Raw genomic sequence first — 13,789 nt, 5'->3', positions numbered from 1 at the left:
GCGATCGTAATCACCATCATTCTATGATTATCATTAAAAACTCTGAAGTAATGAATGTGATAATATTAGTGATTGAGGTCGCATCCTTAATTAAATGATTTAGTTCCATGACTCCAGTCTTTTGGTTAAGCTACTACTACTACTACTTATCCAGAGTCAATTACTAAATGTGTAAGAGTTAGTGAGGCAAAATCAGTTCAATATTCCCAATTCTCCCTCACTAATTCTTACCTAAAATTGAGGCAAAGTTGGACGATATTTTTCTTCAGTATTAGTTACAGTGAAAATTAAGCAACTTTACTTTTAATACTGGAGAATAATCATGAAAAATAACTTTCCAGAAAACCAAAAACAGACAACTTATACCGAAGTCCAGGAAACTAGACCCATTAATTTAATAGATAAAATTACCGACTTGGCAATCGAAAATCAAGAAGTTGGTTTGATAATTGGTAGTGCCATTGGTACTTCCATCATTATTTGCGCGATCGCCCACTCGGCAGCAAAAGTAATCCGCGCCGTTCGTGGATAAAGGTTTCCCCTGGGGTATTAACATGAGGCGACTTCCTAGTTGCCCAACTCCTATGTTTTTGCCTTTTTTTAATCTCAAAACTTCCTAATGCTTGATGCCCTCACAACCAGAAATTTACGCCAAATATGCAGATGGAACCCCAGTTTACAAAAGTCATCGACCGTCCAGAATTTCTGGACTCGATACCAAAGCAATAGGCCCTCATTCAGTGCTGCGGTGGGATACCATTAACAACAGAATTTATCAAAGACGGGAATATGACGCTAGCGGTAATCCCGTCCGCGACATCGACTTTACCAGTCCCACTTTTCCCCGCAGTGGCAGGATACGTCCTGAACATCCAGTACCGCCTCATCAACACCGTTTCTATATCAACGACCCCAAAATAGGTACTACTTCTGGCTTTGTCAGAGGTGCTGCCGAACCCTTAGAACAACCAGACTAGAACCCAAGGAGGAAATATGCGTGGAATCACCATCAGCGATCGCCAACCAAATAACAATACCTTAACAGTCAATCTCGCGGATATTCTGCAATTACTCGGCTCAAAACTTGCCAGTACAGAATGGGAAGTATTAGACATAGAATGTTTGGGAACCAATAAAAATCCCCTCCATGAATTAGCCGATACCAAAACCAGAGTCTCTGGAGACACCCTGTTACAAATAGCCAGCAACGTTACCCAAATCATCGACGGCACATTCTTATGCTACCCAGACAACGGACAGGAGCCAAATATAATCATTCGTGCGGTAGATAGCAGTGCTTACGATGTAGAAAGTAGCGATGAAACTATATTAACTAAATTACAACAACGCTTCCAACAAGTTGAAGATTTACCAGAAACAGAAACTCAGGGAGACCTAGCTCTCAATTTACAGTTTGACAGAAATGATGAGGTAAAAATTCTATGAATCATCCTAATTTTCAAACCATGAATGAATCAGAATTACGAGCTTATGTATTAGCTCATCGAGACGATACCGAGGCGTTTTATGCTTTAGCCGATCGCCTGACATCTAAACCAGGACGTAAGTTATCTAACGAAGATTTAGAGAGATCACCAGAAATTTTAGCAGAAATCAAAAAACAAAAACCATAAATCGTCCGAACGATAACCCTGTAGGGAGGTTCCATGGAACCTCCCTACAATGTGGTGTAATCGTATTGATAGAAGAAGAGATGTTGACATACTCCCGACGTTGCCCTTACCGGACCCATAGGGATTCTTCAGTCTGGGAAACCCTGACTGCTGTTTAGACAGAGGTGATGTCCTCCCCCTGTGTTGACATGGCATAATAACAAAATGCTCCTAGCTTGTCAAGGGCATATGAACGTTTAGCTTATGAAGGTGTCCGAATCCGAGCCCAGGCTTTCCCATCCCTCCGCTCCCCTGCGGGAGAGCGCGGGACTTCCCGCCAGGAAAGTTAAATAACTACTCTGGTAGCCAATCTTCATCCAATATTTGTTCCAGAGAATAAGGGTTAATTTCTGGTAATTGAAGTCTCGATTTAGCTTGAGCAATTTTTCTAGCTTTGCCATAAAGATAGTCAAGTCGTTCAGCTAAATGATTTCGTAAATTTATTGTGAGTTTGTATTCTAATTGAGTCCGAAAAGTTAAAATTTCTCCATGCCAATGCCTGGAGTTATTAGCTCTTTCTTCTGACCAATATTGATAAAATAGTAAATGTTGAATAATTAAAGTAACGAAACTTTCAACAGTACTTTTTTCACTTCTACCCAATGCTTCTAATTCCTCAATTAAGTTTTCATAATCTAGGTTTTCTAATTGACGATTATTCAGTAGTTTGATCGTTTCTTCTAACCACAGGAAATAATCTTCTTCATACAGTAATTTTAGAGCGGTAATTTGATTAATCATATTTTGTGTCTATTTGTGAAAAATTTAGCGATCGCGCAACAAAAATTTCGATAATTTTTCAGTATATGTCGATAAATTTACAATTTTAACTACCAAATTCTTGTCATATCTAATATAAATCCAGGCAAAACATCTTCACCAGATAATACTTCAGGAGAGTCTAATATTTCCACATCTTTACCAACGCGATAAATTTCTACTTGCCGATTTTTAGGATTAATTAACCAACCTAACTGCATTCCATTTTCCAGATATTCTTTCATTTTTTCTCTAGTTTTAGATAAGCTGTCGGAAGGTGACATTAATTCGATTAAAAAATCAGGGCAAAGAGGTAAAAATTTAGTTCTTTGTTCGGGAGTTAAATTATTCCATTTTTCTATAGGTATCCAGGAAGCATCGGGAGAACGGTTAGAGCCATTTGGGAGTTTAAAACCTGTGGATGAGTCGAAAACTATACCTAGCTTTCTTTGATCATTCCAAATCCAAATTTTAGAAGTTAATGCAGCGTTATAACTTCCAGTTTCTCCTCCCGTCGGCGAGATAATAATTAAATCTCCTTTAGCATTTTTTTCAAATCTTAAATCCGGGTTTTTTTGACATAGTTGAAAAAATTGTTCTTCTGTCATCTCAATTACTGAGTTAAGCTCGATAGTCAAATTTGTCATTTTGGTTATTTATTCCTCAGAGTTAACTACCAAATTATTGTCATATCTAATATAAATCCTGGTAAAATATCCTCTCCAGATAATGTTTGAAGAGAGTCTAATATTTCTACATCTTAACCAAGAAGTTAAGAATATTTATTATAGCCGATTATCCAATTGTTGGAGTTAAAAGTTAAAGATTTTTGTAGTGTGCGTTACATTTCATTAACGCACCACCAACTAACAATATTAATTTAAGGATAGAATTAAATATAGTTTATTTTTTAAATTGGATGATGAATATTATCTTAAGTCCCGAACAAGAAAAATTTATTCAATCCCAAATTACTAAGGGAAGGTATACCAATATTCAACAGGCGATTGATGTGGCGTTAAAACTATTAGAAAAACAAGAACAAGATTATCAACAATGGCTTGATGAAACTCGCGCTCAAGTTAAAGTAGGTTTAGAACAATTAGAAAAGGGTGAAAAAGTTGATGGATAAATTGTTATTGCACAATTAAAGCAAAAATTTCAGCGGTTGCGAGAGGAAAATTTAAGTGAATAAATATAGTTTATCTCAAGCAGCTATTCGCGATCTAGATGAGATTTCTGATTATTTTAGTAACTTTAGTTTAGAAGCAGGCGAACGTTTTATTAAACGCTTTGATGATAAGTGTAAAAACTTAATTAACTTTCCTAAGATGGGGCGAAGTTATGCTCAGATTACGCCTTATTTTAGTGGTATGCCCTTAGATGGTTATATTATTTTTTATCAAGTAACTGAGGTAGAAATAGAAATCGTGAGAATAGTTAGTGGATATCGTAATTTAGAGTCTTTATTTGGAAGTACAGATATTGACAATTAAATGTTGCCAGTGCAGGCATCTTGCCCGCGTGGGTTTACCTTTTAGTTGATTATATGAAATGGGAAAAAATTATGTATGTAACTGATGCTCATATTGATAAAGAAGGAGATGTTAAATAATTACTCTGGTAGCCAATCTTCATCCAATATATGTTCAAGAGAATAAGGGTTAATTTCTGGTAATTGAAGTTCTGATTTAATTTGAGCGCTTTTTCTAGCTTTACTATAAAGATAGTCAAGTCGTTCAGCTAAATGATTCCTTAGAGAGGAATCCCCCCTAACCCCCCTTGGTAAGGGGGGAATGTTTGTTGTGATTTTTAATTCTAATTGAGTCCGAAAAGCAAAAATTTATCCACGCCAATGCCTAGAGTTATTAGCTCTTTCTTCCTCCCAATATTGATAAAGTAGTAAATGTTGAATAATTAAAATAACGAAACTTTGAGCAGCACTTTTTTCACTTCTACCCAAGGCTTCTAATTCCTCAATTAAGTTTTCATAATCTAGGTTTTCTAATTGACGATTATTTAGTAGTTTGATTGTTTTTTCTAACCACAATAAATCATCTACTTCATACAGTAATTTTAGATCGGTAATTTGATTAACCATGTTTTATATCTATTCACAAATTTACGAAATGACCGTTTAAATTTGGGGGTGAAAACAATTTTTCTTATTAATCTTCTGTTAAAGTTGCTTGTAACTCAGTGATAATATTTTCTATAGACTGAGATTGTAATTCTCCTCTATGAAAAGAGGCGATCGCTTCTTTTGCTTCTTGAGCTATTTCCTCTCGACTAGCTTCAATCATTTGATTTTTAACAATTTCTAATAACATTTCTCTTTGTTCGATGGAAAGTTGGTTGACTATTATAAGAGCCTCTTCTAGTGTTTCCATAACCTATACTATCCAGACAACGGACAAGAGCCAAATATAATCGTTCGTGCCGTAGATAGCAGCGCTTACGATGTAGAAAGTAGCGATGAAACTATATTAACAAAATTACGACAACGCTTCCAACAAGTCGAAGACCTACCAGAAACAGAAACTCAGACAGACCTAGCTCTCAATTTACAGTTTACCGAACTTTGGATTGACCGCACTGCTTTTCCCCCTCAAGTGTTAATTTTAATCGCCAATACTTCAGGTCAAAGCTATATTTATAATCCCGCTGAAAATTATCAACTATCTTTTTCTAGTGATACCTACGAAGACAGTCAAACCTGGCTCTTAACCAAGCAATATCAGAGAGTTGAAGGTCGCTTGCCTGTAGCAACTTAAAAGTAATATCATGTCTGGTTCAATAGACCTCTATTTTTTATCTATTATTTTCTCAATATCTATCTTAGTTTTTTTACAAAAAAAAATCAATAATATCTCTCTATAAATATTCACTAGATGAGCATAATTTACAGAATAATTAAGATTTTAATCCTGTTTTTTAAAGAAGTAAAAAAAATATGTTCGCTAATCCTATAATTTTCAGGATAGGTAATGATTAATTGTTAATTATTGAACGCTGACAAAGATTGCTGTACCAAATTTCTAAACAACCAACACTGCTACAAATAAATCTGAAATTTGGCCAAAAAGTCAAATAATTATTGACAAAAACTCAAAATAATGATAGTAGAGTTATGTAGTAGACTAATTTAGATTCTATATTCCTTCTTGCCAGCTCCAGTATTCCCTGTTCCCTTTTCCAAAATTTAAGATATATAGCTTAAATGCTGAATAACTTATAAACTATAGTTAAAATGTCTATAATTAATCTCATTATGAGACACAGTTACTAGATAATATTGGTAAACTAAAATATCCGAATCAAAATTAAACAAACTCTTAAATCAAAAATTATTGAGGATAGGGAGTAAAAAAAGAATATGACCACGAACTACCAAAAAACTGAAGAAAATTCAGAAAAAACAAGATTTAAAGAGCCTATTTCGGTAGATAATCTTGCTGAGAATTTGATGGACGATATGTTCCGTGATATTGACCGAGTATTGGATGGTGGTAGTCGCTTACCGACTCAAGTAGCTAGACCAGAAGTTGTCTCTTTAACGCAAATTAAGGTTCCTCAAATTGTTCTGCCTCAAAATAATACTCAACCTCAAGAAATTGACAAAGAAGAAAAGGCAAAATTAGCTAAATTAGAAGCAGAAAAAAAACAAAGCAAATCGTTAGATAAACTACTTTTAGGGGCAGCTTTTGCCTCTATATTAGTCACCCTTTCTTTGTGGTTAGTAACTAGGGGAGGACTCGATAAAATTTTGGGTTATTTAGGTTATGTAGAAAAGCTAAATGAATCATCAGAAACATTAAGTCCTAGAGCAGTAGCAGATCAAGAATTTGCTGAATATATAGAGCGATCGCTCCAAATGATTGAACAAAAAGAAGCAACTCGCAAACAACAACAACAAATTCCTGGTATACCACCCGCCCCACCAAGCAACAATTTACCAACAATACCAGTACCTGCAAACCAACCAACAAACACTAGCTTACTATTACCGCTCAACCGACTGGTTGATCTCATGGAGGCACAAGTAGCAAAAGCACCTATAACTATTCCAGAAACTAAAGTGGTGGTAATTCCTCCAGTGCCAAGTGTTGTACCTTCAGCAGTAGCAGTAGCACCAAAGTCTACCGAATCTTCCCCAAAGCTATCAGCAGCATCTGCATCTAATGCTTCTGCCTCCGCAGATGCTGCTGAAAACGTTACAGAAAGGTCGGAAGCAACAAAAACGGCAAAAGCAGAAACGGCAAAAGTAGAGGAGAAAGCTAAACCAGAAACGGCAAAAGCAGAAACGGCAAAAGTAGAAGAGAAAGCTAAACCAACACAAGAAGTAGCAACAAAACCGGAAGCAACAAGCCAACCGGAAGCATCATCCCAGTCCCAACCTGAAACTAAACCAGAAGCAGAAACTCAATCTGAAACAGAAGCAAAATCAGAAGAGTCACAAGCGCCAACACAACCATTACAATTACCTCCACCGCCAGCAGAAATACCTGCGACGAAAGCAGTGGCAGAAAGTCAAGTTCAGATTCCTATTAATACCTTAGTGGGTATTTTGGAGTTAGGGGAACGTTCGGCTGCTTTATTTGAAATTGAGGGTGTAGCGCGTCGGATATATGTAGGCGAGAATATTGGTGGTAGTGGTTGGACTCTTGTTAATGTGGCAAACCAAGAAGCTGTAATTCGCCGTAATGGTGAAGTTCGTTCTGTTTTTGTAGGGCAACAGTTTTAGTGATAGCTGTTAGTATCGCAATAGCCATAGTGGTTATGGCTTATGCTAGACAATGTTTTTCCCACTGTTCCCTGCTATAATTTCAAGTTCTATAAGTTAAAAAGCGTTTCGTTTCGGTCCGGAATGCTCAGTAAACAGCTTATCGGCGTTTAGCAATAAGCTTTTGAGAAGGGGATACGCTACCCCTCTTAGAAATTAAACGACAAGCTAGAAGTCGGGGATTTAAACTCAAGCTGTTAGCGTGCTGAAAGCTGAAAGCTGAAATGCTGATAGCTAATTAAAAGTTAAATTTTCCACTGCCTAATACTCTTAATTTTATGTAATCTTAACTATGGGTTTATTTGACGATTTCAGCGAATTTCTAGAAAATCGGCTTGAAGAGTTTCTGCGGAATAATCCTCATTTAGAACTTCAGGCACTCGAAGAGCAACTACGCAAACAAGAAGAAGACACTTTGCGTCTAATAGCGCAACTACAGCGCCAAGAAAAAAAATCAGAGCAAGATATTCTTTCAACTGCGCAAGAAGTGAAGCGTTGGCATAACCGAGTGGAAAAAGCGCGAACAGCTAATCGACCCGATCTAGCTCAGGCTGCTCAAGAAAGGGAAGCATTTTTTTTACGCCAAGGTAATCAACATTGGGGACAGATGCAAGGATGTAAGCAGCGCATCCAACAAGCGAAAGAACTCTATCGTCAAATTAAACAACGTCGGGAGGAAGTACGAGCAAAAGCTGTTCAAGCTGAAGCTAACCGTTATACTGCTAAGAATGAAAGACGCTGGGAAACCGATGGCTGGAATCAAACCAATTTCTATAATTTTGCTAATTCATTAGACCCATTGGAAGAACAGTTTAAAAGTCTAGAAACAGATGAAGAATTAGAAAAAATGAAGCGGAATATGGGAAAGTAGTATTCATTAATTAATAATTAATAATTAATAATTAATAATTAGGGCTTGCTGATTAAATTTCAAACCATTGATTGATATTGGTATTGGCCTTTTTTGGTCGAAAAAAGTGCAAGCTTTTTGGTGTAAAAAGCTCATGCATGCTAGTATTTTGGGACGATTATGACAGAACAATCTTGGGATAACTTTTCTTCCTACCTCCTCTATAATTCCCCGTTCCACCTGAGTTCTGACTCCTGTCTCCTGTATTCCCCTCCTGGGAGGGGGAGGGGCGAGGGGTGGGTTGTCTCCTACCCCTACTAAAAGACTTTTGAGCGCAAGCCAATTAATTATTACCTCATTGTTTGGGGTTAGAATCCCCATGCAATTTTCCCTCCTGACTCCTGAGTTCTGACTCCTGACTCCTTCTTCAATAATTTTTCTCTAGAAAGAACTAAAACCGAAATGTTGAACACCAAACTTACTGGAAGTTTGACAAGAAATATCTAGGTCATTAACAACTTTTTGATAAATTTCTTCCGCTTGTTCAGGAGAATTACCAATACTGGTTAAACCTAATTTGCCAAATTGTGATAAACAACCCATCATGTGAAATACAGTTCCGGTCTCAGTACAGCTATCAAAATGTAATTGATTAAAGGCAATAATATCCATCAAATCATTAGGTAATAAACCCCGATAAGGACTTTTTTGTAAATTATCAGTAGCTTTGTAAAATTTTGCCCGTCCCTGCTGACTATAAAATAAAGCAGTAGTACGATCGTAATATCCATTTGTTAATAATTTTAATGTCATAAATGGATGAGTTGTACCACCACGACGCAAGTTAATTTCAATTGCAGATAAATCCCATTTTGGGGTAGCATTTTCACCTTGATATACAGCAATAAAATCCACACCAAATCTATCTAAAGCACCTTTTTCCGCTAAATTTTTTCCCACTTTCATACCTAATTCTTGTAACTGTAATCGGTAAGCTTCATCAGCAGGAAAACGACAACCAAGAAAAATTTGCCCATCAGGTCCACCTAAAATTTGGTCATGGGTAGAAATAATTTCAACTTTTCCTTTGGGATTAATCAGACCTTGTACGCTTGGCGAACGTTTCACATCTCCTTCTATAAAAGCTTCTGCGATCGCTCCTAACTCAAAAATACGCTGACTAAAATTTTCCCAAGTTTCATCACCAGACTGAAAGCGCAGTGTGCTAAAACTATCGCTTATTGCTGTCACCATATCACTATTCACTTCTTTGTGCAATGGTTGTAAGTCTAACAACGCATTACCTTCCCCTGAAAATCCCTCATTCAACTTAATCACAATTCGTTGTAGGTGAGGTTGACGCTCCCATAACTGCGCTGTTACTAATGCCAAATCATCAACATTCCAAACTAACTCACTCCCATCAGGATGAGGTATATTACATTCAGTAAATATCTGCCTGCTGCCACTTTTAGTCCCCCAAAAATTCAAATCAGGGTCTGATGCTAATAGAGGAATACCTAACTGTAGGGATAGCTCTCGCTCAAGTGAAGTGGAGTTGTAACAAACCATGTAGGACTTATCCCGGCGCAATGCTAGACGAATACGCTCAATGAGGCGGGGACGTTCTAAAATTTTTTCTGTTAGAGGTCTTGCAGAAGTATCATAGGTGGCAAATAGGAGTAGTCGCTCGCGAGCATGGGAAAATGGGATTCCTGGTAATAGTTGTAAGTAATAGTCAATGATGCTCGGGTGCAGAGGTTCGGAAGTAATGTAAATTAGTCTAGTTCTGGGGTTACGCAGACGAATCAAAGAAAATAGATATCGTTCTTCATAATTATGACTGCCCTCTATCTTTTGCAACTCCCGTTGGTCGAGTGTCACAGAAGGAATAATCAAAATATCGGAGTCACCATGGTCACATAAATCTATACTTTCCCAGCGATCGCGTAAAGAATTTTGTAGTTCTCGAAATCTTGAGGCTTGTTTTGCTTCATAAATATGTAGTTTTGTCATCACATTTATATATTATTCTTAAGTTTTACAAGAGATTCGGTGGTATATGATCTACAAATATTAACAATAAAATGCGGGCATCTTGCCCGCCAGATGTACCTCACTGATATGAAACATACTATATATAACTATAGCAGGGAACAGACAAGCTTTTGGGGAAGACATTGAGGGTAATGGTGTCCCATGGTATGTGATCGCATTCTCATGCTCAAATTCCTCTGTACTTAGATCGCAATTTTTCTAGAGAAAGTCTGAGTAATACCAATTTCATCAATGTTTGCTACAAATAGCTAGGGTATTTCTTAGGAGTCAGGTAGGGGAGCTGTCGGATTGGCGACGTACAGAATGAATGACTTCAATACCAGTTTTGAGCTAGTAAATTCTCTTTTTTCTCAAAGGGACATTTTCTTTAAAGTATTTAGATCGCACTTATTATTAGTAACATTCTTTTTTTAAATTGGTATAATAAGGCAGGAGAAAGGTACCAAATTGGAAGTCGGGAATAGAGATTAATATTGAACTGTACCTCACCATCTTAAAAAGTGCTGTAAATTTTATATTTCCAGTTCCCTAAAATTTTTCTAATAGTTAGTTTGGAATTTCTGAGAATACAAAGTTAAGTTAAAATGGACTAATAAAAATAATAAAGTAATATGAGTTCTAATCTAAGAGAACTTTCCTTAATTAGCTAGAGATTTTCATCCCTGGCAGATAAACCTATGCTGGAAGATTTAATATGACTGATTCTAATTTTAATCACGAATTACAATGGACGCCAGAAGCTCAAATTAAATTAAAAAATATTCCCTATTTTGTTCGAGCTCAGGCAAGAAAGCGAATTGAAGATTTGGCCAGAGAAGCAGAGCAAGAAGTCGTCACAGCAGAAATAGTTGAGCAAGCTCGATTAGAATTTGGCCAGTAGGATAATCAAGTCAAAAGTTAAAAGTTAAAAGTCAAAAGTCAAACCACCCCTAACCCCTCTGGTGGAGGGGAAGTAGGGGATTTGAGCTCCGCTCCAAAAATATTTCGCCATTTCTTGGCGGGGTGGCACGACCCAATCCTGTTTGATAACAACATTCCAATCAACACAATTGTGATGAGGAAAACAATTATTCTTTGAAGTCTAGAAAAAGGACTCATAAAGCCTTAGACTGGAGTGTTGCAGATAGTCAAGTTTGAGGTCTACAAAATCAACAGTGAGAAAAATTATAATTGCTGGGAACTGGAAAATGTACAAAACCCAAGCAGAAGCTAAAGAGTTTCTCCAGGGTTTAATGTCTCAACTCACAGAAATCCCTGAAAAACCTGAAGTAGTTCTCTGCACTCCCTTTACTGCACTAGATTTTATGTCAAAAAATTTGCATGGGAGTCGGATAAAGTTGGGTGCCCAAAATGTGCATTGGGAAGATGAGGGAGCATATACAGGAGAAATTTCTGGCCCAATGCTCAAGGAAATTGGAGTTAATTATGTAATTGTTGGCCATAGTGAGCGTCGTCAACATTTTGGTGAAACTGACGAAAAAGTTAATTTGCGCTTAAAAGCTGCTCAGAAGCATGGTTTAACCCCTATTCTCTGTGTGGGAGAATCTAAGGAGCAAAGAGCTGCTGGTGAAACAGAATCACATATCTTTTCTCAGTTGGCCACAGATTTAATTGATGTGGATCAGGAAAATCTAGTAATTGCCTATGAACCTATCTGGGCAATTGGTACTGGTGATACTTGTGAAGCTAAAGAAGCTAACCGTGTTATTGGTTTAATTCGTAGTAAGTTAACTAATTCTAATGTCACTATTCAATATGGTGGATCTGTTAAACCTAATAATGTTGATGAAATTATGGCTCAACCAGAAATTGATGGTGCTTTAGTTGGGGGAGCAAGTTTAATGCCAGATAGTTTTTCTCGTCTAATTAATTATAAATAATTTCAGGATTATTGATGATTAATTAGACTTCTTTGAGAAATTAAAAAAGGGAGGAAAAAAGAGTATGTTACAGCAAAATAGAAATATAAATTTACTAATTTCCTAAACAATTTGCACTATAACATAACTATAAATTGGTGTTCAAGAATTTAGAATTAAGAATTAATAATTTAGAATTACCTCTTCTTTTCAAGGAGAGGATTGGGTTAAAAGGAATTTTTTTCTTTTTCTCCATGAATGGAGAGGCTTTATACCTTGATTTTTCTGTAATAATTATGGAGAATAAAGCCTCACTATCATGTATAGATTTGGTTTAATTCTTCGACCTAGTTTTTGTTCTACTAACAGTTATAGTTGACAATTTTTTTCTTCCCTTTTGCTTAAATTATCCTAAAATAAATTCTCATAAATCATCTAAACTGTTAGTGGGTTAATTAGGGCTTGCTGATTAAATATCAAAGCATTGAATGATATTGGTTTCAGCCTTTTTTTGCCTTTAAAAAGTGCAAGCTTTTCGGTCTAAAGAGCTGCAACAAAGCTAGTATTTTGGGATGATTATGGCAGAAAAATCACTCTTACAATTTTTACGACTACCTCCTCTATGATTTCCATTTATCCTGTCTCCTGTCTCCTGTCTCCTACCCCTACCACTCATACTTTATTCAGCAAACCTTAATTATTAAACATCATCAAATATGCACAATTACTATCAAAATTTTGTTTGGGGAAAACGTACCTATATTATGGGTATTTTGAATATAACGCCAGATAGTTTTAGTGATGGTGGTGATTTTAATACGCTAGAAACATCTTTAAAACAAGCCAAAAAAATGGTAGAATATGGTGCCGATATGATTGATATTGGCGGTCAATCTACTCGACCAGGGGCTGAAGTTGTTTCTCTGGAGGAGGAAATTAATCGGGTTCTACCAATAATTAAGTTATTAAGAAATCAGCAAAATATTTGTGCTGAAATTCCTATTTCTGTTGATACAACTAGAGCAGTAGTTGCACAAAAAGCTGTGGAAGTTGGTGCTAATTTAATTAATGATATTTCTGGGGGAACTTATGACTCAGATATGTTTTCAGTGGTGGCTGGTCTCAAAGTGCCGATTGTATTAATGCACATTAAGGGTACGCCAAAAACAATGCAAAAATTGACAGATTATCAAGATTTAATTGGGGAAATATATCAATTTTTAGAGAGTCGAATAGAGGCTGCTATAACAGCGGGAATTGAAAGGGATAAAATTATTATTGACCCTGGTATTGGTTTTGCTAAAAATTACGAACAAAATTTAGAAATTATCCGCAATTTATCAAGGTTTAAAAGTTTAAATTGTCCGATTTTAGTAGGATTATCTCGTAAAAGTTTTATTGGTAAAATTTTAAATCAACCTGATGCTAAACAAAGAGTTTGGGGAACTGCTGCAGGTTGTGTGGCGGCGATCGCTGAGTCTGTAGATATTTTACGAGTTCACGATGTTAAAGAAATGTCTGAAGTTTGTCGAGTTGCAGATGTTATTTTTAGGAAGGAAGAAGAAGGGTTAAAATAATTCAGGAGTCAGGAAGAATAAGAGTAGAAATTATTTTTTTATCTTGGGTTTATACCCCACCCTCTACACGGTGTTGAATTGGTTGGGGTTTGAGTTCCCATCCATTTTTTTCTTCCTTCTTCCTTCTTATATCATGTCCGTTTATATCGTTTGTGTAAACCCAAGGGTGAATATCTACAGGAAATGATGGTTTTTTCTTGCGAGGGTAGCCTTCTTTCCTCTTCCCTCTT

Annotated in this window: 18 protein-coding genes and 1 pseudogene; 12 read left to right on the top strand and 7 right to left on the bottom strand. The window is 36.4% G+C overall.

Annotation, left to right across the window (positions count from 1 at the left end):
- The first annotated feature begins 322 nt into the window (after positions 1 to 322).
- The 4 genes from D5R40_RS14970 to D5R40_RS14955 all read left to right on the top strand — a co-directional run bounded on the left by D5R40_RS14970 (position 323) and on the right by D5R40_RS14955 (position 1,634).
- On the top strand, positions 323 to 532 hold the full coding sequence (locus tag D5R40_RS14970) for a hypothetical protein (protein ID WP_124145483.1): 210 nt from the start codon (positions 323 to 325) through the stop codon (positions 530 to 532).
- Between the two features lie 94 nt (positions 533 to 626).
- Entirely contained in the window at positions 627 to 977 is a 351-nt protein-coding gene (locus D5R40_RS14965; RefSeq protein WP_124145484.1) for a hypothetical protein, read from the top strand.
- A 16-nt stretch (positions 978 to 993) separates the two neighbouring features.
- Positions 994 to 1,446, top strand: a complete 453-nt coding sequence (locus D5R40_RS14960; protein ID WP_124145485.1) for a hypothetical protein — start codon at positions 994 to 996, stop codon at positions 1,444 to 1,446.
- Positions 1,443 to 1,634: a DUF6887 family protein gene (locus tag D5R40_RS14955; protein WP_124145486.1), complete on the top strand. Its 192-nt coding sequence runs from the start codon at positions 1,443 to 1,445 to the stop codon at positions 1,632 to 1,634. The genes D5R40_RS14960 and D5R40_RS14955 overlap by 4 nt, the downstream gene beginning before the upstream one ends.
- A gap of 333 nt (positions 1,635 to 1,967) precedes the next feature.
- On the opposite strand, the gene D5R40_RS14950 is transcribed toward D5R40_RS14955, so the two are convergent.
- Together D5R40_RS14950 and D5R40_RS14945 are read right to left on the bottom strand one after the other, a co-directional pair.
- Entirely contained in the window at positions 1,968 to 2,414 is a 447-nt protein-coding gene (locus tag D5R40_RS14950; RefSeq protein ID WP_124145487.1) for a DUF29 domain-containing protein, read from the bottom strand.
- An 89-nt stretch (positions 2,415 to 2,503) separates the two neighbouring features.
- Positions 2,504 to 3,079 (bottom strand): Uma2 family endonuclease, encoded by a 576-nt coding sequence (locus D5R40_RS14945; protein WP_124145488.1) that lies wholly within the window; start codon positions 3,077 to 3,079, stop codon positions 2,504 to 2,506.
- A 272-nt stretch (positions 3,080 to 3,351) separates the two neighbouring features.
- Here D5R40_RS14945 and D5R40_RS14935 point away from each other — a divergent pair, with 272 nt between their 5' ends.
- Together D5R40_RS14935 and D5R40_RS14930 are read left to right on the top strand one after the other, a co-directional pair.
- Positions 3,352 to 3,564: a ribbon-helix-helix domain-containing protein gene (locus tag D5R40_RS14935; protein ID WP_240038993.1), complete on the top strand. Its 213-nt coding sequence runs from the start codon at positions 3,352 to 3,354 to the stop codon at positions 3,562 to 3,564.
- Positions 3,565 to 3,619: 55 nt separating this feature from the next.
- Complete coding sequence (locus tag D5R40_RS14930; protein ID WP_124145489.1) at positions 3,620 to 3,928, top strand: type II toxin-antitoxin system RelE/ParE family toxin; 309 nt, start codon at positions 3,620 to 3,622, stop codon at positions 3,926 to 3,928.
- A 119-nt stretch (positions 3,929 to 4,047) separates the two neighbouring features.
- Here D5R40_RS14930 and D5R40_RS14925 read toward each other — a convergent pair.
- Both D5R40_RS14925 and D5R40_RS14920 read right to left on the bottom strand, forming a co-directional pair.
- A pseudogene (locus tag D5R40_RS14925) lies at positions 4,048 to 4,533 on the bottom strand (DUF29 domain-containing protein).
- Positions 4,534 to 4,600: 67 nt separating this feature from the next.
- Positions 4,601 to 4,822 carry a hypothetical protein gene (locus D5R40_RS14920; RefSeq protein WP_124145490.1) on the bottom strand — a complete coding sequence of 74 codons (222 nt, stop codon included), beginning with the start codon at positions 4,820 to 4,822 and terminating at the stop codon, positions 4,601 to 4,603.
- A 222-nt stretch (positions 4,823 to 5,044) separates the two neighbouring features.
- On the opposite strand from D5R40_RS14920, the gene D5R40_RS39605 reads away from it, so the two are divergent.
- From D5R40_RS39605 to D5R40_RS14905, 3 genes are all read left to right on the top strand, one after another.
- Positions 5,045 to 5,206 carry a hypothetical protein gene (locus tag D5R40_RS39605; protein ID WP_240038994.1) on the top strand — a complete coding sequence of 54 codons (162 nt, stop codon included), beginning with the start codon at positions 5,045 to 5,047 and terminating at the stop codon, positions 5,204 to 5,206.
- Between the two features lie 602 nt (positions 5,207 to 5,808).
- Positions 5,809 to 7,176, top strand: a complete 1,368-nt coding sequence (locus D5R40_RS14910) for a hypothetical protein (protein ID WP_124154836.1) — start codon at positions 5,809 to 5,811, stop codon at positions 7,174 to 7,176.
- A 331-nt stretch (positions 7,177 to 7,507) separates the two neighbouring features.
- On the top strand, positions 7,508 to 8,086 hold the full coding sequence (locus D5R40_RS14905) for a TIGR04376 family protein (RefSeq protein WP_124154835.1): 579 nt from the start codon (positions 7,508 to 7,510) through the stop codon (positions 8,084 to 8,086).
- Positions 8,087 to 8,110: 24 nt separating this feature from the next.
- Here D5R40_RS14905 and D5R40_RS35285 read toward each other — a convergent pair whose 3' ends face one another.
- Together D5R40_RS35285 and D5R40_RS14895 are read right to left on the bottom strand one after the other, a co-directional pair.
- The gene (locus tag D5R40_RS35285) at positions 8,111 to 8,446 is read right to left on the bottom strand and encodes a hypothetical protein (RefSeq protein WP_124145494.1); all 336 of its coding nucleotides are present in this window, start codon (positions 8,444 to 8,446) and stop codon (positions 8,111 to 8,113) included.
- 60 nt (positions 8,447 to 8,506) lie between these two features.
- Positions 8,507 to 10,081 carry a peptide ligase PGM1-related protein gene (locus D5R40_RS14895; protein ID WP_124154834.1) on the bottom strand — a complete coding sequence of 525 codons (1,575 nt, stop codon included), beginning with the start codon at positions 10,079 to 10,081 and terminating at the stop codon, positions 8,507 to 8,509.
- Between the two features lie 736 nt (positions 10,082 to 10,817).
- On the opposite strand from D5R40_RS14895, the gene D5R40_RS14890 reads away from it, so the two are divergent.
- The 3 genes from D5R40_RS14890 (at position 10,818) to folP (ending at position 13,559) form a co-directional block, all read left to right on the top strand.
- Entirely contained in the window at positions 10,818 to 11,003 is a 186-nt protein-coding gene (locus D5R40_RS14890) for a PCP reductase family protein (RefSeq protein WP_124154833.1), read from the top strand.
- Positions 11,004 to 11,277: 274 nt separating this feature from the next.
- Positions 11,278 to 12,003: a triose-phosphate isomerase gene (gene tpiA / locus D5R40_RS14885; protein ID WP_124154832.1), complete on the top strand. Its 726-nt coding sequence runs from the start codon at positions 11,278 to 11,280 to the stop codon at positions 12,001 to 12,003.
- A gap of 695 nt (positions 12,004 to 12,698) precedes the next feature.
- Entirely contained in the window at positions 12,699 to 13,559 is an 861-nt protein-coding gene (gene folP, locus D5R40_RS14880; protein ID WP_124154831.1) for a dihydropteroate synthase, read from the top strand.
- A gap of 49 nt (positions 13,560 to 13,608) precedes the next feature.
- On the opposite strand, the gene D5R40_RS35280 is transcribed toward folP, so the two are convergent.
- On the bottom strand, positions 13,609 to 13,789 hold a 181-nt coding region (locus tag D5R40_RS35280; protein ID WP_161564995.1), incomplete at its 5' end, for a hypothetical protein.

Origin of the sequence: Okeania hirsuta, from assembly GCF_003838195.1 — a bacterium.
In the GTDB taxonomy this organism is placed as follows: domain Bacteria; phylum Cyanobacteriota; class Cyanobacteriia; order Cyanobacteriales; family Microcoleaceae; genus Okeania; species Okeania hirsuta.
Note: the sequence above shows the minus strand (reverse complement) of the source record. Positions and strands in the feature narration are given on the sequence as shown.